Origin of the sequence: Vibrio panuliri, assembly GCF_009938205.1 — a bacterium.
Classification (GTDB): domain Bacteria; phylum Pseudomonadota; class Gammaproteobacteria; order Enterobacterales; family Vibrionaceae; genus Vibrio; species Vibrio panuliri.
The window spans coordinates 883498-903450 of sequence record NZ_AP019655.1; the positions used below are offsets into that span (position 1 = coordinate 883498).

Here is a 19953-nt window from a genome sequence, read left to right on the forward strand (position 1 = left end):
TTTTTATTAACTGCTGTGCTGGACCGGATAGTCTCCTTCAAGCAATTCTTTGACAAAACTCGAGCCGCTGCCGTTGTAGGCAACCCAAACTTTCTTTTTCGCTCGGGTCAAGGCAACGTAAAACAGTCGTCTCTCCTCTGCGTATGGAAAATCGTCGTTTGATTGGGTCAATACCCCATCTAAGTGCAACGTTTTAACACGCGCAGGGAACTGGCCTTCATCGACGTTAAGGATCACAACATAGTCTGCTTCTCGGCCTTTACTGGCGTGACAAGTCATAAACTCAAGTTCCAGCTGCTTAAATTGTTTCTGCCATTCGTTAAATAGCTCTGGTTTATGATAATGATTACGCCCAAGCAGCAACACGCGAGCTTTACTTTTAGATTTACGGTCAAGTTGGTCCAATATCTTTTCAATGTTCCCCATTGGTATCAATGCGACTGCTTTGGCTTTGTGCTCTTTGTGGCTCTTAAGCTCTTTGGCGAGTTGATTCGGGTTTTGTTGCACAAACTGATTTGCCACCATCCCCAACTGGTTGTTGAAACGGTAAGTAGTATCAAGATAATGCAACGTCGAGTTAGGGAATCGTTCTGAAAAGCCCGTAGTCAAATCAACATCAGATCCCGCAAACTGGTAGATAGATTGCCAATCATCGCCTACTGCAAAAAGCACACAATCTTGGTTTCGATTGTTGGCACACAATGCTTCTATCAACGCGAGACGTTGAGGGGAAATATCTTGATATTCGTCGATCATGATAAATTTCCAAGGCGCTGTAAATTTGCCTTTCACCACATATTGATGAGCGCGGCTTATCATGGTGTTAAAGTCGATTTCCCCTTGCTCCTTGAGCATCGTCTGCCACGCTTGATAACACGGCCAAACCAAACCAAGCTCACTGTTGAGTCGACTGTATTCATCATGGTCAACAATCTGCTCTTGCAGCTCTTTTTTCCCACACCCCATCGCTGAAAGCTGCATTACTTGCGTCTCCAGCCAAGCGATCAGTTTAGGGTTTTCGACATGGCTACCCAACTCATCATCACCAGCAATATACGCAATGGGCCATTTAGATAAATGCTTCTGCCAACGTTTAAAACTCGTTGGTGTCATCCAATGACGCTTCAACCAATCCATGCACCAAGCCTGACGCAACTTATCATCAAGGGCGATAGGCGATAACTTGACTTGCTCACCTTCTACTTGGCGCAAAATATATAAGCCGAGTTGATGAAAAGTGTTTACTCGGACTTGCTCAGTCGACGGCCCTACCTTGTTGAGTAAACGTTGCTTCATTTCATCCGCCGCATCACGACCAAACGCCAGCATTAGTATTTGGTCTGCTTTCGCCATATGGCTTTGTAACAAGTAGGCTACCCGAGCGGTTAGCACGCTGGTTTTCCCAGAACCAGCCCCTGCCAACACCAGATTATTGTTATCGTTGAGCAACACAGCCTGTTTTTGGCTTAAGTTTAGAGGCGAAGATTCAATTTGCGAAAACAGTACTTCCCAGTTATCGATCTCGTTGATGATCCAATCATCATTGCGTTTACGTAGTTTCTGCTGTGCTTGTTCGATCCAAGGGGATACCTTTGCCATGCGTTTTGGCATTCTCTGCTCAGCTTCGCTTAGGGTCATCGACATTTGCTCGAAATCTTGATGTGCGGTACCAAGCCAAGCCTCAAGCTCGGAATGAGGCACAAAGTGCTGCGCCCGTTCAAGTGCATAAATGCGCTCTTCCCATTGAGGCAAACGTTCGACAAGTTGATGACACTGCTTGGTGTGCCAATTCTGATAATGTTTGATCGCATAACGCGCGAACTGACGGCATTTATCCCATGGTAGTCCCTGAACTAACCACGACTGCTGAGTGTCGTTTTCAGGATGGGCAAAAAACTGCAGTGCCCCCCAAACAATTCCCCGTTTTATTTCAACTCGACCGTTCCAAATATTGAAGGGAATTCGCTCCTCATAGTTATCTGAGCCGAGTACGAGATAATCATTATCGAGAGACACAATGTGGTATTCGTTTTGAACAAAGAACTTTGCAGTCTTATTCGCTGTTAGCTGCATGGTATTAAGCCTATGGATTCCATTGCCCTCATCATACCGCATCAGCAAATTGATTTAAAAAGTGTTTTGTAAAATCTCACTCTAGCCTCTTTTGACGAGCAAAGTTTATGCGACCTGCTATAAATATCGGCATCGAAACGCCTACAAAAGTATAAATTACGAGCAGTCGGTTAGATATATTTAACTTGCTCAGAGGCTTAGCCAAGATTGTTTGATACTATAACAATCAGGATAAAATTTATGTTGGATACTTTGTGCACTTTCTAAGTCAATTACGTAATTACTGGACCAACAAAACCTTTAATTACAGCTTGCTGATCCTCACCACCCTGCTCGGTGTTGTGATTCCCACATGGTACTACCAACTCGACTCATTAATCATTCCACTGATCCTCGGTGTAATGGCTGCGGCACTCGCAGAAAGTGACGACAGTTTTACCGGCAGAATTAAGTCCGTCACATTAACGTTGATCTGTTTTGCGGTGGCTTCTTTCTCGATTGAACTGCTGTTTAATCAACCAATACTGTTTGCGATTGGGTTATTTCTCTCCGCATTTGGCTTTATTATGCTTGGCTCTATTGGGCCGCGTTATGCCAGCATCGCATTTGGCTCACTGCTAATTGCGATTTATACCATGCTTGGTGCACATGAAAGCACTAACTTGTGGTTCCAACCTTTATTGCTACTAACCGGAGCGGTGTGGTACTACACCATGTCGATGATTTGGCACATGTTTTGGCCAATGCAACCCGTACAACAAGGTCTGTCCAATGTGTTCGTGGCGCTCGCTAACTATTTAGATGCCAAAAGTGAACTGTTTTACCCAGTTGTTGACCTCAATCCGCAGCCCTATCGAATTCGTGAGGCTAACCTAAACGCGGCGACAGTCTCGGCTCTAAATCAGTGTAAATCCACTTTGCTTAGCCGCTCTAAACGCGGTCACATTGATGGTGCTAGTGACCGCTTTTTAAACATTTATTTTATGGCACAGGATATCCATGAACGTGTTAGTTCAAGTCATTATCGCTATCAAGAACTAGCCGAGCATTTTGGTCGTTCAGATGTGTTATTCCGCTTTAAACATCTTTTAGAAGTTCAGAGCAAAGCGTGTCGAGAAATCGCCAATGCGATTCGCCTTGGGAACAACTACCAGTACGACGATTCAATAATGGCACTCGACGAACTGCAATCTGCGATTGTGTTTCTTCAAGAGCAGAACAACCCTAAATGGCGTCTATTACTTCTGCAACTTAATTACTTGTTTAATAACTTAGCCACGGTGGATAAACAGTTAAGCAACATCAATAACCCAGATGCCAATCGCCCCGAAGAAGGAGTGCTTGACGATACCAACGCCCACACACCAAAAGTCATGTGGCGACGTATAAAAGCAAACCTTCATACCGACTCAATGTTGTTCCGCCATGCGGTACGTATGTCTCTGGCGTTAACTCTTGGTTACGGAATTATTCAGTTGTTTGATATTGAGCGCGGTTATTGGATATTGCTGACGACACTATTTGTCTGTCAACCAAACTATAGCGCCACCAAGCAGAAGCTAGTTGCTCGTATTGCTGGAACCTTTGCTGGTTTATTGGTAGGGGCACCACTGCTTGCGCTCATCAGTTCTACAGAAGTTCAGTTGCTGGTTATTGTGTTATCTGGCGTGGCGTTTTTCGCCTTTAGAATCGCCAACTATGGTTATGCAACTGGCTTTATTACCTTATTGGTGCTGTTCTGTTTTAACCAGTTGGGTGAAGGTTTTGCGGTTGTTTTACCCCGTCTAGGGGACACACTGGTTGGCTGTGCTTTAGCCGTTGCGGCGGTCACCTTTGTCTTTCCTGATTGGCAATCCAAACGACTTCATAAAGTGATGGCGGAAGCCATACAAGCGAACAAAGATTACTTGGCGCAAATTATTGGACAATATCGAATTGGCAAACATGACAGCTTAGCGTATCGCATCGCTCGCCGCAGTGCTCACAATCAAGATGCCAGCTTATCTTCTGCTATCAGTGCAATGTTGGTAGAACCAGGTAAATATCACTCCGCCGTCGACGAAAGTTTTCGCTTGTTGACACTTAATCACGCTTTGTTGAGTTACATTTCGGCAATGGGGGCTCATCGACAAGTTATCGATAATGACTCTACCCACCAGTTGGTATTGCAGTCACACCGCATCATTCACCGTCATTTAGAGATGTTATATAACCAATTAAATGACCGCTGTGTTGAATGCGATACTTCAGAAATTGACGACCCGGCAATTGAAGCCCGTCTGGCGGAATGGCGTGATGAGGATGACTCATCAGCACGTTTTGTTCTTCAACAGTTATACCTAATCTATCGAATGCTGCCAGAGCTTCACTCGCTTGCTAGTAAGTGTGTGGCTCGTATTACAACGTCCAGCAGCAAAAAATAAGTGCAATTTGGTGCACGGGAAGTCGGTTTCACCGACTTCTCGCCTTCCTCTGACATTTCGCGGACAAAATAATTGCCTCTTTTCCTATTCTAAAGTGACTAGACGACGGGAGGCTTTATGAATTACCACTACGCACCAAATTACACCCATTATCCTTCGATGCGACCGCAAGGTGTCGCTCGACTTGATATGCTGAAGTCACAACTCAGTGAGTTAAGCCAAAAACAGCTTTCTGAGCTACGTAGCGCTATAGATGCAAAACTGGATAGCCGTCCTGCTGCTACGTTAAGTGATGAAGAAAGTGCATTTATCAGCCGATTGTTCCAATCGTAAATTATCCTAACATTCCTCCGTGTTCACACATTGAACTCGGCGACTAAGCTATACTACTGATAACTCTAATTATTGGCGAGTTGATCAGTTGATGGCGCGTAACCCTAGTTTTCCTCAGTCAGCAAAACCGTTCGATGTTATCGTCATCGGCGGTGGAATTAATGGTGCAGGTATAGCTTGTGAAGCTGCGAGCCGTGGTCTATCGGTTGGGCTTTATGAAGCCAAAGACTTTGCAGTGGCAACCTCATCAGCCAGCTCAAAACTTATTCATGGCGGTCTACGCTATCTTGAGCAATATGAATTCCGCTTAGTCAAAGAAGCACTTGCCGAGCGAGAAGTGCTGTTAAATAAAGCCGCCCATCTAGTCAAGCCGATGCGCTTTCGACTGCCTCATCACGCCGCACTACGACCCAAATGGCTAATTAAAGCGGGATTATTTCTCTACGATCATCTTGCCCGTCGAAGTGTCCTGCAACCAAGCAAAACCATCCAACTCAAAACCTCAGATGGTCTTAAACCACAACTCACCACCGCTTTTGAGTATTCTGATTGCTGGGTTGATGACGCTCGCCTCGTCATTAGCAATATTAAACAGGCGTGCTTCGATGGTGCTGAAGTGCGAAATTATTGCGAAGTCTTGAACGTAAGCCGTCAGGACGCGATATGGAAGGTTGAATTACATGATCAACGTACCAATACGCAAGTAACGCGCTATGCTCGCGCCGTTGTCAATGCCACTGGGCCATGGGCATCAGACTTTCTAGAACAGCGAAGTGGCGAGAAAAGCGCGCACAAAATGCAACTGATTAAAGGCTCGCATCTGATTGTGAATCAACTCTATCAAGGTGATGAAGCGTACATTCTGCAAAATAGTGACAAGCGCGTGGTGTTTGTCATCCCCTACCTTGACCGCTTCTCAATGATTGGCACCACCGATATCCCATACCAAGGCGACCCTTACAAAGCGAAAGCGTCTCAAGATGAAATTGACTATTTGCTCGATGTTTGCAATCAACATTTTACTGCCCAGCTAACGCAGAGCGATATCATTGATAGCTTCAGTGGTGTACGACCTTTGTTTGGTGATCCCAATGTTCCTGCGCAGCAACAGAGTAGAGATTATGAGTTGGTGCTTTCCTGTCAGCATACGCTGCCTATCCTCACTGTCTATGGCGGGAAGCTCACTACGTATCGTAAACTCGCTCAACGCGCGATTGACCAACTTGCACCATACTTTGGCTCACTCCAGCCGAGTATCAGCGCCAATCAGGTCTTTACCGAAGCGAATGGCTTGGATAGCCAGCAACTCCATCACCAACTCAGTGAGCAGTATCCATTTTTAAGCCAAACCTGTCTTTCCCGTTTAATTCACGCTTATGGCGTAGAAAGCTGGCGAGTGCTTGAACATCTGCGTGCTGACGAGGCCCCTATTGCGGCTGAAGTGTATCAATGTGAGTTAGATTACTTACAGCAACAGGAGTGGGCATTGACTGGTGAGGATATTCTCTATCGACGCAGCAAACTCTGTTATCAATTAACTCCGCAAGAGCAAAAGCTGATCGAACAAAGCCTCAGTTAGGGACAGTGATCTCAGTTTTTACCATTGCTCAAAAGTTTGGATTTCAAGCCAGCGATTCCAACGTATAGTAGGAAGTCATCTCAATAGTTGTTATGTCGATATGCCGCAAGAAAGTGTAGAGTTTCTCATTCCGTTTTTAACGCCCAGTTTGAAGTTATCGGTCAAAATAGAATTTGGGCCCCAAGACACATACGCTTTTACCGCTGACTATATTGGCTGCAAACTCAATCGCTACTTGGTGGTTGAGTTTCCCAAAAAGGTCCAAGAGGCGCTCGTTATGCGCCAAGTCGCCAATGCCCAAGTTGTGATTCGTGGTATCACTCAATCTAAGCTTGGGCATATTATCGCTTTTAAGTCCTCGATATTGGGGACAGTGACCATGCCAGCAGGTTTGATGTTCTTGCGAATGCCGAAGCACTTCGCTTCAAAACCAATCCGTTCTCATGAACGCTACCCTGTCGATGAGCCGATCACTGTACTTGCCAACACCGTCACTTATGAAGCGGTGATGCAAGACTTCTCCGTCAATGGCTGCGCTTTTTTCCTCAAGGGAGAAAATCCGTTTGAAAAGAACACGCAAATATCGATTGAGTCAGAGTTCAGCCGTTATTGGCCGTCTGGCATTACATTCACTATCGTCAGCATAGAGAAGCAAACCCTTGGTCACCGCTATGGAGTGAAGTTCGATCAAACCCTCGAAATGAGTGCGGACCTCAAACACGAACTACTCGAAAGAAGTTTTGTTGCCACGCCCGTCTAAAGCAAAAAAGTGTTGTCGATAATGCTGAAAAGCTCGGTTTAACGTCAGTTCTTTAAGAGGCTTAACTATCACATAGTCTGCGCCTGCAGCAATAAAAGATTGCTTCGTATCCTGCATACCATCTGCGGTGCAGGCATAAATCGGAATAGACAATTTCAGCTCATCACGTATTAATTGGGTGGTTTCTATTCCGCCAAGGTTAGGCAGTTGATTGTCCATCAAAATCAAGTCGAAATGACGGTTGACTCTCAACTGTTCAATGGCGTTGTGTCCATCCGGCACCCAAGTTACTTTCATCCCATATTTGTGGCAAAACGCTTTGGCAATGAATGCATTGGTCTGATTATCTTCAACCAACAGAACCTCAACGGTGCGATCAAACATCGTTTCCGGAGTAATCATCTGTTGTTGGTTGAGTGCTAAGTTAGATTCAATGACTTTATCGACCATTAAGTTAACGACAAACCTTGTGCCTATCCCTACTTCGCTATCCACTTCTATCGAGCCATCAAACAACTCCACTAAGCTATAGACGATCGCCAATCCTAATCCGCTGCCGCCATATTCGCGCGCCGTGCTCATATCCGCTTGCACAAATGGGTCAAATATATGTTGAATACGCTTGCGGTCAATACCGATCCCAGTATCTTCAACGACGATTTTTAGCGCGTAGTTTAGCTGTCTTGGTTGTAACTCAATATCAATAGAGACATGCCCTTGATGAGTAAACTTGGTCGCATTGCTCGCCAAGTTAAACAAAATTTGATTCAGTCGAACTTTGTCGCTAAAGACCGTTTGATCATCTTCAATATTACTGTTCACAATCAGTTGCACGCCTTTCTCGATACAAAGCGGACGATAGATCTTCTCCACCGTTGTGACCAACTCTTTGACCCTGAACTCGGCATGTTGAATATGAAACTTACCCTGTTCTATCTTAGAAAAATCGAGAATGTCATTTAGTACTGCCAGCAAATGCTCGCCACTATTAATTAATACATCCACATGCTCAATATCTTGCTCAGCCACAAGGTGTCCACGTAATAGCTGGGACATACCTATGATGCCATTTAGCGGTGTGCGCAGTTCATGACTCATCTTCGCCAAGAAATCTGCACGAGCGCGTGCTAACTCCTCGGCTTCTTCTCGTGCCGTTTGACTTTGACGCTCAGCTTCAACAAAGCTCGTGACATCCTGCCCTTGAGCAATAATATTTCTTGTGATGTTGTCCAACACAATCGGCGAGAAGTTCCAACGGTACGTTTTTGCGCCGATCGCCATATTTACCCCAGTCAATGAAACACCTTGGGCGCTCATTCGAACTTGAGGAAGCAACGAGTCTTGCATTATTGGATAGAGATCAGTGCCATTTTCATTGCAGCGGAAACAGCGCTCTGCGGCTGGGTTCATGCGCAGTAAATTCCCCTTGGTATCCCACAATACAATTGGCGACAAAGAGAAATTAAACAGATCGGCAAACTGTTTCTCTTGCTCACGTAAGCGTTTGAATGAGCGCTGAAATGACTGACCAATTTTGTTGAACTCTGCAATGGTTGAGCCTTTAAACGGCTCAACATGGTGAGTTTCAGTGCTCTGCTCGGTATAAAGCATGAGGTTTCGTAGCTCATCGGAGACACGACGTCCTAACCAATAACGGCTATAAATCGCGATCAGAAGAATGATCACTGCTGCGCCACCAAGCCATAGATAGTGCCCGCGCATCAATAAAGCGATATGTGAGTTATTTTGGATGGTATAAACCGATAAAAACGTCGCTACCCCGTCAATCTCGACATCGATTTTCGAGATCATAAACTCCTCACTGTTCAAGCTTGGTGAATACTGTTTGAGCCACTCTATCTGATAGGTATTCCCGCGCATACTCGAGGCAATAATTTCGCTACCGACCGCTAATGCCAACTCATCAACATTGCTGCCATCAAGCAGACCTTTCATCAATGAAAAGTTGTTGTTTAGAACGATGCCAACATAGAAATCACCGACAACTTCACCGTTATCCAATGCGATCATTGAAGTACGACGAATCAATAGATAGCGCGTGCCCATTGATGATGGGGCTTGTGCGATGTACCAATGATTACCGGTGATCAAATCTTGACTGATCTGATTGAGCTCCGAATCATCGATACCATAGAAGCGATGGTTTTCATTGTTCCAGAAAATCTTGCCATGCTTTGCAATAAACCGAAAGTCAGGCGAAATATCTGGGTCAATTTGGTCAACACCATCAAAAAATCGGTCAATATCTCCACCGCTGTCAGCACGCAGCGCATCGACCATTGATTGACTGCGGCTATAGCTGTCTTGTTGAATCTCAACAGACTTAAGACGGAAATTGAAAATTTCTTGAATTAGACTCGAAGTTTGCTGCTTTGAACGTGCAACTTCCTGCTCGACCACCTGTCGGTTAACTTGAAAATTTTGCAGCAATACAATAATCGCAAGCACACCGATGGTTAAGATAAGTGAATGCGTAAGTGTCGTCGCGAGACGGTGTTTCTTGCTTCGACGTTTCCAAAACTTCATTATTGGTCTGAGTACCTAAATGCGCGTCGCTTGAGACGTTCGATCTTCTGTGTTGAATCACCAGAAGTCACCAGCTCAAAATCGCCCGAATATACGGTCGGCACGATTTTATCTTCAAGATCCCACTTAATCGCCTCCGCCATCGCTACGCCGGTGTCATCATTCATGCGCATCACTGTGACATCCAGATCCCCACGCTCTATCGCATCCAGCTCCGCGGTGCCGCCACCCCAACCATTAATGGCGATATCGCTGCGCTTAAGCTCGCTCAATGCTTCTACCGCGCCCAATGCGACATCGGTTGAGCACGCATAAATAAAGTCGAGATCAGGGTCTTTCTCTACCGCACCTATGGTTGCGCTGTAACCAGATTCACGTGTCGCTTCAGTGTAAAATGATGACGCTAGCTGATAGCTATCATGATGCGTCATACTTTCGATAAAGGTATCTCCGCGAGCGTCGCTAATATACCCTTCAGAGAAATAGAGGACTGAGTATTTACTCCCTTTCGCCATTTTCGCTTTGTAGTATTGTTCAATCGCCTGAGTACCGAGCATATGGTCAAAGCCAACGTACATAAACGGTTGTTGTTGCGACCATGCACGAACTGGCGTGGTGATATTTTGCAAGATCAACTTGGTATCGGTTGAGCTCATCACGTGTTCGATAAACTTCCGATGGCGTGTGGTATCAAGGGTGAAAATTAAGTAATCGGCGTTGTTTTGCACCGCTTCTAGTAGCGACAGACTTTGTTGTCTGGAATCTAAGTTAGGTCGAGTAAACACTTGATTGAGTTCATAGCGGATGTTGAGCTCATCCATACGAGCTTCAAACGCCTTGATGTTCCTTACCCAATAGTCCGAGATTTGCTGCCCCGGGTAAACAACAGAAATGGAGATCGGTTTTCCCTGTCTCGCTTTCAAAGGAATAGGTCTTTCTCGCACCGCATTTGACAACTGCTGTGTCAGTTTCTTTTGCGCGGGGTTAGCATCGAGATACTCGTTGTACTGCCAGTATCCATTTAGTATCTGGGCATTTTGTGCCAAAACGGGAGCTGAAAGAGAAGCAGATAGAAAAAGGAATGGTAGCAAAGCTGAGTTGTGCATAAATGATCTCGATTGTTTTTGTTTTAGTTGTTTTTTGAGATGGGCTTTCGACATAGATTAGGTATTTTTAGATTAAGTGTTCAACGCCTCCCTTAAGGATAATACACTTTTACGATAAGCTGTATATTTCCGCATATAAATCGGAGCGAATAACATCACTTAGAGCAAGTTCGCCTAATATCAACGCTTCTTTGACTGACTTAGTTTGCTGCTTTAAGGCGTATTCAACTTTAGAGGCCAGACTTCGGCAGTCGCTCAGTTCGCTATGCCATTCGAGCACTAAGGGGCCTTTTCCTTTTAGTGCTTTTGCGCCTTTACCACTGACATGTTGTTCAAAACGGCGCTGAACGTCAGTAGAGATACCGCAGTAGAGTGCATTGGAGCGCATTCTCACCAAGTATACGCTCCAAACTGTCGTGTTAGACTCGCTCATTGATTTGTTCAACAAGCGCTTTTAGCTGTTGCAACTCTTCTCTTAATGCCAACACTTCTTCTTCCAACTGTTCTAACTTGACAGTCTGAGTTGGTGTCGTTACAGCCGCATTTTGGTAGGCTTCTAAATCAACCTCACCACTAAACAGATGTTGATAGCGAGACTCGCGCTTACCTGCCTCACGCGGCAGTTTAACCACTAGCTTACCGCTCGCATGGTCGCTCATGGTTTCCAACACGGCTTCCACTTCCCTAACATCTGAGAAATCAGCCAAGCGATTAGTGCGAGTACGTAGTTCGCCTGGTGTTTGTGCACCACGAAGAAGTAAGCAGCAGGTAATCGCCTTTTCTTGTGCGGTCAATTTAAGGTCGCCAAACTCCGTATTGCAAAAACGATGCTGAAACTTACTCGCGCGGCTGTTGAAACTACTTTCATCACTCACTAATCGACGTGAAATAAGATTATCAACCGCGTCTTGAACGTCACTCTCTGAGAGGTTCATGACTGGCTCACGGTTACTTTTTTGGTTGCATGCCGAGGTCAAACTATTGAGTGTCAATGGGTAATAATCTGGCGTGGTCACTTCTTTTTCAATTAGACAACCAATAACCCTTGCTTCAATTGGAGTTAGCTCAATGTTCATAGGAACTTCCTTATGTATTTTTTATTCGCTTAGTGCTCGGCTAGGATCGGAATTCGCTTCATGTTGCCATGCTCATCGATCATGACAATTTTAGCCCTATTTAGCTCGACTTCAGTAATTTCTTGTTGAGTACGTTCAAACTTGTAAGCCTTCACCAGCTTACGACAACGGGGAGAAATAGACGGTTTATTTTGTTTAGGGATAATGATGTCTGAATGGCGCATGAGTGAAACTTCAAATTACGATTGCTCTGACAAAATCATATATCGTTCCCTTCTTTGGCTCAATCACTTACATGACGATTTGGACAGAAAAGCGACAAGGTACCGTAATGATTGATCTTAGTACTGTAAACACTAGCTCTGTTATGATTTAATCATTGTTAGTTTATGTTAAGACTAGGAAAGGAACCTATGAGTGGTGTATTTGAAATCGTATCTCAAGCTCGTCGCAAGAATAAGCTAAAGCGTGAGTTAATTGATAACGAGAAGAAAGTTCGTGATAACCGCAAGCGTGTGGATCTACTTGAGAACCTGCTTGATTACATCAAGCCAAACATGACACACGATGAAATCGTAGGCATTATCAAAAACATGAAAGCTGACTACGAAGACCGCGTTGATGACCACATCATCAAGAGCGCTGAGATTTCGAAAGAGCGCCGCGATATCAGCCGTCGTATTCGTGAACTAACCGAAGAAGACAAGCAAGTACAAAAAGGCGCAAAGAAATAGCCTAGTGTTGCTTAGAAAATTTAAAGCCCGTGCAAATTAGCGCGGGCTTTTTATTTACAATGACCGAACAATTAATGCGTCAATTTAACCTAAACGTTTGCGTAATCGCTAACCTTCAACCTTCCCAATTTTGGGGCTTTCATCACAGAAATTCCCCTGCTATATTTTCATACAGATAAACAACAAGACCTTTCGAGGCACGGACAATCCTCAACAATCTCAAGACGAGAAGATGGTCATCGACGTGAGTCGACAATTTTTAGAGGGTCAATGAATGGATATTAATATGGTTGAAATCTTGGGTTACGCGGCGTCGATCATGGTCGCTATTTCTTTGACGATGAAAGACATCGTCAAGTTGCGCGTACTGAACTTTATCGGTTGTGCACTATTTACCGCGTACGGTCTAATGATTGACTCATGGCCTGTGGTTTTAACAAATGGCTTTATCGCCTGTGTAAATATCTATTTCCTTGCAAAGATGCAACAGGAAAAAAAAACCGCTAAAGTAAGCTCCGCCGCTTAACATTGAAACCCCAGCGCTGCTGGGGTTTTGCTTTTTGTGATAGCATTACCGACCAATCACTCATAACTCCTAGAAAAATAAGACTTTCATTAACTCCCCTTGCTATTCTACGCGAAGGAATTATCGCCATGCTTGGATTGTTGAGGTGCCGACTATGAAACGTTTTTTCCCTAGCAGCGTCATGCTGACGCCTTTTTTAGTTAAGTACTACCGCCATCAAGAAGAATACTGCCCAGACAACCTTGACCAAGAGCCCAGTGACAACGATAAACACTCAGAGTGCGATCCTGACACTATCACTGAACAAGATTAAGTGCTTAACTACCCCCTATCTCAATCACATGCTCGCAGGAACTGGTTGTTAGTCAACGCGTTCCAACATGGAAAACAAGGAGTTCTTTGATGAAGAAAGTGGCGGTTATCTTAAGTGGTTCAGGCGTATTTGATGGTGCAGAAATTCACGAAGCGGTACTCTGCTTACTTGCTCTTGAGCAAAATGGCGCCTCATGGCACTGCTTCGCTCCTGATATTCCTCAGCACCACGTACTGAATCATATTACAGGGGAAGAAATGGATCAGACTCGCAACGTGTTGGTTGAATCAGCGCGCATTGCCCGAGGCAATATCCAAGATATCACCCAACTCAATGCTGAAGAGTATGATGCGTTGCTGTTACCCGGAGGCTTCGGTGTGGCAAAAAATCTATCTGATTTTGCTTTTAAAGGGGCGAATTGCAGCATCAATCCCAATGTTACTACGGTATGTAAGCGTTTTGCCGAGCTAGGTAAGCCTGCTGGATACGTCTGTATTGCACCAGCCTTAATACCCTTTATCTATGACGGCGGCGTAAAAGGTACGATTGGACAAGATGCTGACACGGAATCTGCATTTAATGCTGCCGGCGGCGAGCACGTCCGTTGTCAGGTTGATCAAGTCGTATATGACGAGCGACACAATGTCTTTTCTACGCCAGCTTACATGCTCGCGCAATCAATAAGCGAAGCGGCGAGCGGAATTAATAAACTGGTTGCTCAACTGGTCGCAAAAGCCTAAATGATAAACAGCGCCATATTGGCGCTGTTTTTTCAAGTAACGTGAAAACTCGTTACTCCTCATCCATTGATGCCCATACTTGTGCGCACCGAACTGCACGTTTCCAGCCTTTATAACGACGCAACTGCTTGTCGATATCCTGACTAGGCACGAAGTTATCATCACTCTTCGATTGGCTCTTAATATCATCTAAACTTTGCCAGAATCCGGTCGCGATGCCCGCTAGGTACGCTGCACCCATTGCGGTGGTTTCACGCGCTTGAGGACGATGAACCTCTGTTTGCAGCAAATCAGCTTGGAACTGCATCAAAAAGTCATTAGAAACTGCCCCACCATCGACCTTTAGACTGGCTAAAGTCACATTGGCATCGGCTAACATCGCATCCAATACATCTTTAGATTGATAAGCAATGCTCTCTAATGTCGCACGAACAATGTGATTAGAGCTCACTCCGCGCGTGAGTCCTACAATAGTACCTCGAGCATGTGCATCCCAGTATGGTGCACCAAGCCCGGTGAATGCAGGAACAACATAGACACCATTCGAACTATCCACTTGCTTCGCCATCTTTTCTGATTCCTTGGCATCACTAAGCAAGTGCATTTCATCCCTTAACCACTGGATTGAAGCGCCTCCCATGAAGACTGAGCCTTCCAGCGCATAGACGGGGTCTCCTTGCGCATTGCACGCTAACGTTGTGAGCAGACCATGAGTCGAGTCCACTTTGTTCTCGCCAGTGTTCATCAGCAAAAAGCAACCAGTGCCATAAGTGTTCTTTGCTTCACCCGGTGCGGTACATTTTTGCCCAAATAAGGCAGCTTGTTGGTCACCGGCTACCCCACAGATTGGTACTTTCGAGCCACCAATCAGCGCGTTGCCATAAAACGTTGAGGAAGGTTTCACTTCCGGCATCATTGTCGCCGGAATATCGAAGATTTCTAATAACTCATCATCCCATTGCTTAGTGTTGATGTTAAACAGCATCGTCCGCGAGGCATTGGTATAGTCAGTGGCATGCACTTGTCCTTGAGTCATTTTCCACATTAACCAAGTGTCGACCGTACCAAACAGCAGTTCCCCTTTTTGGGCTTGCTCTCTTGCGTTGGCAACATTGTCGAGAATCCACTGTATTTTACTTGCAGAAAAATAAGGGTCGAGAACCAAACCCGTCTTCTCTTTGATCAGAGGTTCTAGGCCTTCCGCCGTCATTTGATCGCAAATTTCCGTCGTACGACGACATTGCCACACAATGGCATTATAGATAGGTTTACCGGTCCGCTTGTTCCAAACGACGGTGGTTTCACGCTGGTTAGTGATCCCGATAGCGGCGATTTCATCAGGGCTAATTTCAGCTGTAGCGATAGCTTCGGTTAAGGTCGCACTCTGAGTGGCGTATATTTCCAGAGGGTTATGCTCTACCCAACCCGCTTTAGGATAGATCTGACTAAACTCTCGCTGGGAGATGCTGACGATATTGGCGCTTTGGTCGAATACAATAGCTCTTGAACTCGTTGTACCTTGATCTAGAGCGACGATATACTTCTTGGATTGCAACACAAAGATTCCTGTTAGTTGTTCTTGTCATTAATTATAAGCATATATGACAACGAGAATAGCGAATACGTCGCTATTCTCGTCATGGGTCGAAAGCAATAGAGTTGAAATTGATGGGATGTTAAGCCGTTTCTAGTCTGTCGCTAGAATAAAACGCAGTTCGGCGCGACGATTGCATGATTTCCCACTAGCAGTCGCATTGGTGCAGGCTGGTGCACTTTCACCATAGCCGCGCGTGAAAATCGCTCGTTGGTTCACATTCGCTCTTACAAGTTGCTGCTTAACGGCATTGGCTCGTCGAACTGAAAGCGAGTCATTAAACTTTGATGAGCCGCTGCTATCAGCATGGCCGTCAATCACCACATCAATACCCGGTTGCGATGAAATATAGCGACCAATCGCATTTAGCCAATACGCCGACTGATTTGAAACCTGCGCAGAACCAGTGTGAAACTTAATAGTGTCTGTCAAACGAATCATCTTATAACCACCAGGCAGCACTTCATATTGCAAGTTATGCTTAGCAAGAAAGGCTTCTAGCGAATGAGGATGATAAAGGTTTTTTTCACCATAAGGACCTTGAACATTGGAACGAGGCACAATCGTTGGTGTCCCCCATTCCGGATGCATCAACCCAGATTCATTTTGCGGTGCGACTTCTAACATATCGCCAGTCCACACATCTGTGGGTAAAGTGCCACAGCCAGATAAAACAAGAGTGATAACACTCATGCTCACGGTCCAAAGTTTCATTTCATCACCATTTTTTCATGCGCTTACTCTGTCTATATCGTTCATGTTGCGCAAACCTTTAGCATCAATGGCCAAATTACAATTAACTGGTTATTTTTTTATCAATCCAACTAGAATATTTACTAATCGGCATCAAATAACCATTTGTTTCACGCTAGCTAGCAGGTAAACTCGGTGCCAATTTTGACTCGCTAAACGCGTTCTTAAAGAGATAAAAATTATGAAAAAGATGATCGCTATACTTTTGCTTGGCATGTCGACACTACTTGTAGGCTGTTCTGAAAACTCGACGCCTGTAGAAGGTAAACAATACAAAGCACTACCAACTAACCTCTCTGTTTATCGCTTACCACAAGTAACAGAAGTGTTTTCACTTAACTGTGGACACTGCAAACAGATGGAATCACAACTACCTAAGCTGGAAAAATTGATCAACCAAAGCGTGGGTAAAGTTCACGTTACCTTCAATGAAGGTGCGCAGATTGGAGCGATGATTTATTACAGCGCTGAAATGCAACTAGGTAAAAAACCTGATCACCAAATGATGTTAGATCTGTTCTCAGCAGTGCAAATGGGTGATGGTGCGACCATGGCGCAAAAGAAAGGTCAAATCGACAATGCGTTCCAAAGCCGTGGACTCGTGTCGCCGTATGACATTAACGAAGAGCAGCAAAATCAGTTGTTCCAAGCGATGCAAATTGCTGACGATATCACCACTAAAGGCGAGATTAATGGTGTCCCTACATTTATCGTGAATGGTAAGTACGAAATTATTACTTCAGGTCACGAAAGCATTGAGCAAATTGCTGATACAATTAACTATCTTATTAAACAATAACTTAATGGAAAGGATTCATGAATAAATTTATCATCCCTCTCGTTGTCCTCATTTTAGCCGGTTTTATGATTTACCGTACTTGGAACAATGGTAAAGCGGCTGAAGCCAACTTTCAGGCAGGACAAGCATTTTTGACTGAAAATGGTCAAAAAGAAGGGGTTGTAACCACCGAGAGTGGTCTACAGTACGTGGTGTTAGCCAAAGGCGAAGGTACTGAGCATCCAACTAAAAGCAACAAAGTGAAGGTGCACTACCATGGTACTTTGATTGATGGGACAGTGTTTGACAGCTCAGTAGATCGCGGTGAGCCGATTACCTTTGGTTTAGGTCAAGTGATTGCCGGCTGGCAAGAAGGTTTAACATACATGACAGTGGGCGATAAGTTCCGCCTGTTTATTCCAAGCACATTGGCTTACGGCACTAAGGGCGCGGGACCAATTCCACCTTCTGCCACTTTAATATTTGATGTTGAGTTATTGGATATTCAATAACAAGATGAAGAAAAAATACCGCTCAAGTGAGCGGTATTTTTTTAACTTATTTATGTTTATCTTGTACGTACTTTCTGCTGACATCAACCACCGCGACATCACGGAAAAAGCTTCGTCCTAGCAATACAGGGAAAGATAAATGGGTGCGATCTGCCAGAGTAAACTCTGTTTTTTCTTTGTGGTCGCCAATTTCGATCCAAGCATATACCACAGCACGGCGATGAGAACCTTCCGCACTAGATTGCTTAATCTTCACCCAGCGCTCAACGGGTAACGCAATCTCTTTGCTGCGCACACCATCATGTTCCATTTTGAACTTGACCCAATCTTTTCCATCGCGCTCAAACGGTACGATCTCCACCGCACTGATGGAAGAGGTGGTTGCGCCAGTATCGACTCTCGCCCTAAATGACTCCTCTAAGCCAGGAATGTAGACCCATTCTTTTTCACCAAGAATCAATCGGCCATCAGAGGTTTTCTTGCTCTCCACCTTTGGCGGCTCAGGCTTCTCCGCAGGTTTCGTTTCAGGCTCAGGTTTAACGTCAGGAGTTACGTCCGGCTTTTGCTCCGGCTGTTCAATGACTGGTTTCTCAGGTTGTACTGGTTGTTGTGATGTGCCACTTTGCGTTGCACATGCTGTTATCGTTGTTGATAAAACAAGTAGAAAAGTCGTTTTCCAAAGTTTTTCCATTCAATCCCCCACGTTGACATTGTATAAAAAAGGCTCTGAAGAGCCTTTATTTTTATGAGACTTTTAGAATTGCGTCAGCCACGTATGAAATATCATTCTCCGTTAGGCCCGCAATGTTAATGCGACCATCGCCGACGCCATAAATAGCGAACTCTTCACGCAATCGAATCATTTGTTCCGGTGTAAAGCCTAGCACAGTAAACATCCCTTTGTGTGCTTGGATAAAATCAAAGTCAGAACGACCATGTGTTGTTCTAAACTCATGACATAACGCGGTGCGCAATGAGACTAAGCGCTTTTGCATCGCATCAAGTTCTTCCCGCCAGATAGACTTTAGTTCAGCATCTTGAAGCACTGTTTTGACCAATGCTGCACCATGATCAGGCGGCATAGTGTATGTTGCTCTCGCCATGGTCAGCAGCTTGCCTCTTGCGTTGGCGGCATCTCGTGCTGATTTCCCTAGTACGATTGCCGCGCCAGTGCGCTCACGATACAGCCCGAAGTTCTTCGAACATGATGTCGTGATCATCATTTCCTCAACCCTTTCGGCCATATAACGAAGACCCGCGGCATCCTCTTCGAGGCCATCACCAAATCCTTGGTAGGCAAGATCGACAAATGGCGTGAAACCGTTTTTCTCCGCAAGACTCGTCACCTGCTGCCAAGTTGCGAAGTCAATATCCGCACCTGTTGGATTGTGACAACACCCGTGCAATAACACGACATCATCTTTGCCTGCTTGAGACAAATCTGCCAACATTTGTTGCGAATCCACCTGTTTGGTTTTTGGACAAAAATAACGGTAGTGTTTAACCTTCAGACCAGCCGCTTCCATAACAGGCTGGTGGTTCACGTAGCTAGGATTTGACAACCAAACAGTGGTGTTTGGCTGAGCGATTTTCATCAAATCACCGAGCATACGCAAAGCACCGCTTGCGCCTGGCGTTTGAATAACCGACACACGGTCAAGTACTGGTGACGCCCCTAACACTAAATCAACCATCGATTGGTTGAACTCTTCACACCCAGCGAGACCAACATAAGATTTCGTCTTTTGCGTGGCAATCACGTTTTTTTGCGCAAGCTCGATCGCTTGCATAATCGGGGTTTCACCCTTGCTATTTTTATAAACACCAATACCTAAATCGACTTTTTCTGCACGCGAGTCATTCCTGTACGCGACGGACAGAGACAGTATCGGATCTAGCGTTGGTTCTGGAAGATGAGAAAACATGAAAGTCACAACCCTTTGAAATTCATTGATATTAATAATGCTAAGCTTTTCGCAAAAATCGAAATAGCCCTTTATACCTAAGTAACCTCAAATTAACACTAGTCTCAATAAATATCGACAATTAAACCACGAAATAGTGGAATTTTTCTGTTAGAACATAGTTCGGGTGAGCAATTGTTTA

General features: G+C 44.9%; 20 protein-coding genes. 10 read left to right on the forward strand and 10 right to left on the reverse strand.

Going from position 1 to position 19953, the window contains the following annotated elements; all coding sequences use genetic code 11:
- Positions 1–6: 6 nt before the first annotated feature.
- Positions 7–2073 (reverse strand): DNA helicase IV, encoded by a 2067-nt coding sequence (helD, locus tag GZK95_RS18750; RefSeq protein WP_075715107.1) that lies wholly within the window; start codon positions 2071–2073, stop codon positions 7–9.
- A 254-nt stretch (positions 2074–2327) separates the two neighbouring features.
- Here helD and yccS point away from each other — a divergent pair, with 254 nt between their 5' ends.
- The 4 genes from yccS to GZK95_RS18770 all read left to right on the forward strand — a co-directional run bounded on the left by yccS (position 2328) and on the right by GZK95_RS18770 (position 7168).
- On the forward strand, positions 2328–4496 hold the full coding sequence (yccS, locus tag GZK95_RS18755) for a YccS family putative transporter (RefSeq protein WP_075715104.1): 2169 nt from the start codon (positions 2328–2330) through the stop codon (positions 4494–4496).
- 117 nt (positions 4497–4613) lie between these two features.
- A complete protein-coding gene (locus GZK95_RS18760) occupies positions 4614–4829 on the forward strand; it encodes a hypothetical protein (RefSeq protein WP_075710876.1) in 216 nt (71 codons plus the stop codon).
- Positions 4830–4920: 91 nt separating this feature from the next.
- On the forward strand, positions 4921–6408 hold the full coding sequence (gene glpD, locus GZK95_RS18765) for a glycerol-3-phosphate dehydrogenase (RefSeq protein ID WP_075715102.1): 1488 nt from the start codon (positions 4921–4923) through the stop codon (positions 6406–6408).
- A 100-nt stretch (positions 6409–6508) separates the two neighbouring features.
- Positions 6509–7168, forward strand: coding sequence for a PilZ domain-containing protein (locus GZK95_RS18770; protein WP_075710880.1), 660 nt, complete (start codon positions 6509–6511; stop codon positions 7166–7168).
- Here the strand turns inward: GZK95_RS18770 and luxQ are convergent.
- The 5 genes from luxQ to GZK95_RS18795 all read right to left on the reverse strand — a co-directional run bounded on the left by luxQ (position 7133) and on the right by GZK95_RS18795 (position 12121).
- Positions 7133–9715: a quorum-sensing autoinducer 2 sensor kinase/phosphatase LuxQ gene (luxQ, locus tag GZK95_RS18775; protein ID WP_075715100.1), complete on the reverse strand. Its 2583-nt coding sequence runs from the start codon at positions 9713–9715 to the stop codon at positions 7133–7135. The two genes, GZK95_RS18770 and luxQ, sit on opposite strands and share 36 nt — an antisense overlap.
- Positions 9715–10821 (reverse strand): autoinducer 2-binding periplasmic protein LuxP, encoded by a 1107-nt coding sequence (locus tag GZK95_RS18780; protein ID WP_075715240.1) that lies wholly within the window; start codon positions 10819–10821, stop codon positions 9715–9717. Before GZK95_RS18780 ends, luxQ begins: the two co-directional genes overlap by 1 nt.
- 109 nt (positions 10822–10930) lie before the next feature.
- The gene (locus GZK95_RS18785) at positions 10931–11254 is read right to left on the reverse strand and encodes a GIY-YIG nuclease family protein (protein WP_075715098.1); all 324 of its coding nucleotides are present in this window, start codon (positions 11252–11254) and stop codon (positions 10931–10933) included.
- Positions 11241–11897: a YceH family protein gene (locus GZK95_RS18790; protein WP_075715096.1), complete on the reverse strand. Its 657-nt coding sequence runs from the start codon at positions 11895–11897 to the stop codon at positions 11241–11243. The genes GZK95_RS18785 and GZK95_RS18790 overlap by 14 nt, the downstream gene beginning before the upstream one ends.
- A gap of 29 nt (positions 11898–11926) precedes the next feature.
- A complete protein-coding gene (locus tag GZK95_RS18795; protein WP_075710888.1) occupies positions 11927–12121 on the reverse strand; it encodes a hypothetical protein in 195 nt (64 codons plus the stop codon).
- A 189-nt stretch (positions 12122–12310) separates the two neighbouring features.
- On the opposite strand from GZK95_RS18795, the gene GZK95_RS18800 reads away from it, so the two are divergent.
- The 4 genes from GZK95_RS18800 to elbB all read left to right on the forward strand — a co-directional run bounded on the left by GZK95_RS18800 (position 12311) and on the right by elbB (position 14210).
- The gene (locus GZK95_RS18800) at positions 12311–12631 is read left to right on the forward strand and encodes a DUF496 family protein (protein WP_075710890.1); all 321 of its coding nucleotides are present in this window, start codon (positions 12311–12313) and stop codon (positions 12629–12631) included.
- Between the two features lie 274 nt (positions 12632–12905).
- Entirely contained in the window at positions 12906–13157 is a 252-nt protein-coding gene (locus tag GZK95_RS18805) for a YgjV family protein (protein WP_075710892.1), read from the forward strand.
- Positions 13158–13311: 154 nt separating this feature from the next.
- Complete coding sequence (locus GZK95_RS22150) at positions 13312–13470, forward strand: hypothetical protein (protein ID WP_170296243.1); 159 nt, start codon at positions 13312–13314, stop codon at positions 13468–13470.
- Positions 13471–13559: 89 nt separating this feature from the next.
- Positions 13560–14210 carry an isoprenoid biosynthesis glyoxalase ElbB gene (elbB, locus tag GZK95_RS18810; RefSeq protein WP_075715094.1) on the forward strand — a complete coding sequence of 217 codons (651 nt, stop codon included), beginning with the start codon at positions 13560–13562 and terminating at the stop codon, positions 14208–14210.
- A 52-nt stretch (positions 14211–14262) separates the two neighbouring features.
- Here elbB and glpK read toward each other — a convergent pair whose 3' ends face one another.
- The gene (gene glpK, locus GZK95_RS18815) at positions 14263–15765 is read right to left on the reverse strand and encodes a glycerol kinase GlpK (RefSeq protein WP_139315064.1); all 1503 of its coding nucleotides are present in this window, start codon (positions 15763–15765) and stop codon (positions 14263–14265) included.
- Positions 15766–15897: 132 nt separating this feature from the next.
- Positions 15898–16518: an OmpA family protein gene (locus GZK95_RS18820; protein WP_075715090.1), complete on the reverse strand. Its 621-nt coding sequence runs from the start codon at positions 16516–16518 to the stop codon at positions 15898–15900.
- Positions 16519–16738: 220 nt separating this feature from the next.
- On the opposite strand from GZK95_RS18820, the gene GZK95_RS18825 reads away from it, so the two are divergent.
- Together GZK95_RS18825 and GZK95_RS18830 are read left to right on the forward strand one after the other, a co-directional pair.
- On the forward strand, positions 16739–17356 hold the full coding sequence (locus tag GZK95_RS18825) for a thiol:disulfide interchange protein DsbA/DsbL (RefSeq protein ID WP_075710900.1): 618 nt from the start codon (positions 16739–16741) through the stop codon (positions 17354–17356).
- Positions 17357–17373: 17 nt separating this feature from the next.
- The gene (locus tag GZK95_RS18830) at positions 17374–17847 is read left to right on the forward strand and encodes an FKBP-type peptidyl-prolyl cis-trans isomerase (protein WP_075715088.1); all 474 of its coding nucleotides are present in this window, start codon (positions 17374–17376) and stop codon (positions 17845–17847) included.
- A 46-nt stretch (positions 17848–17893) separates the two neighbouring features.
- Here GZK95_RS18830 and GZK95_RS18835 read toward each other — a convergent pair whose 3' ends face one another.
- Entirely contained in the window at positions 17894–18538 is a 645-nt protein-coding gene (locus GZK95_RS18835; protein WP_075710904.1) for an ATP-dependent zinc protease family protein, read from the reverse strand.
- 52 nt (positions 18539–18590) lie between these two features.
- Positions 18591–19772, reverse strand: a complete 1182-nt coding sequence (locus GZK95_RS18840; protein WP_075715086.1) for an amino acid aminotransferase — start codon at positions 19770–19772, stop codon at positions 18591–18593.
- Positions 19773–19953 lie beyond the last annotated feature (181 nt).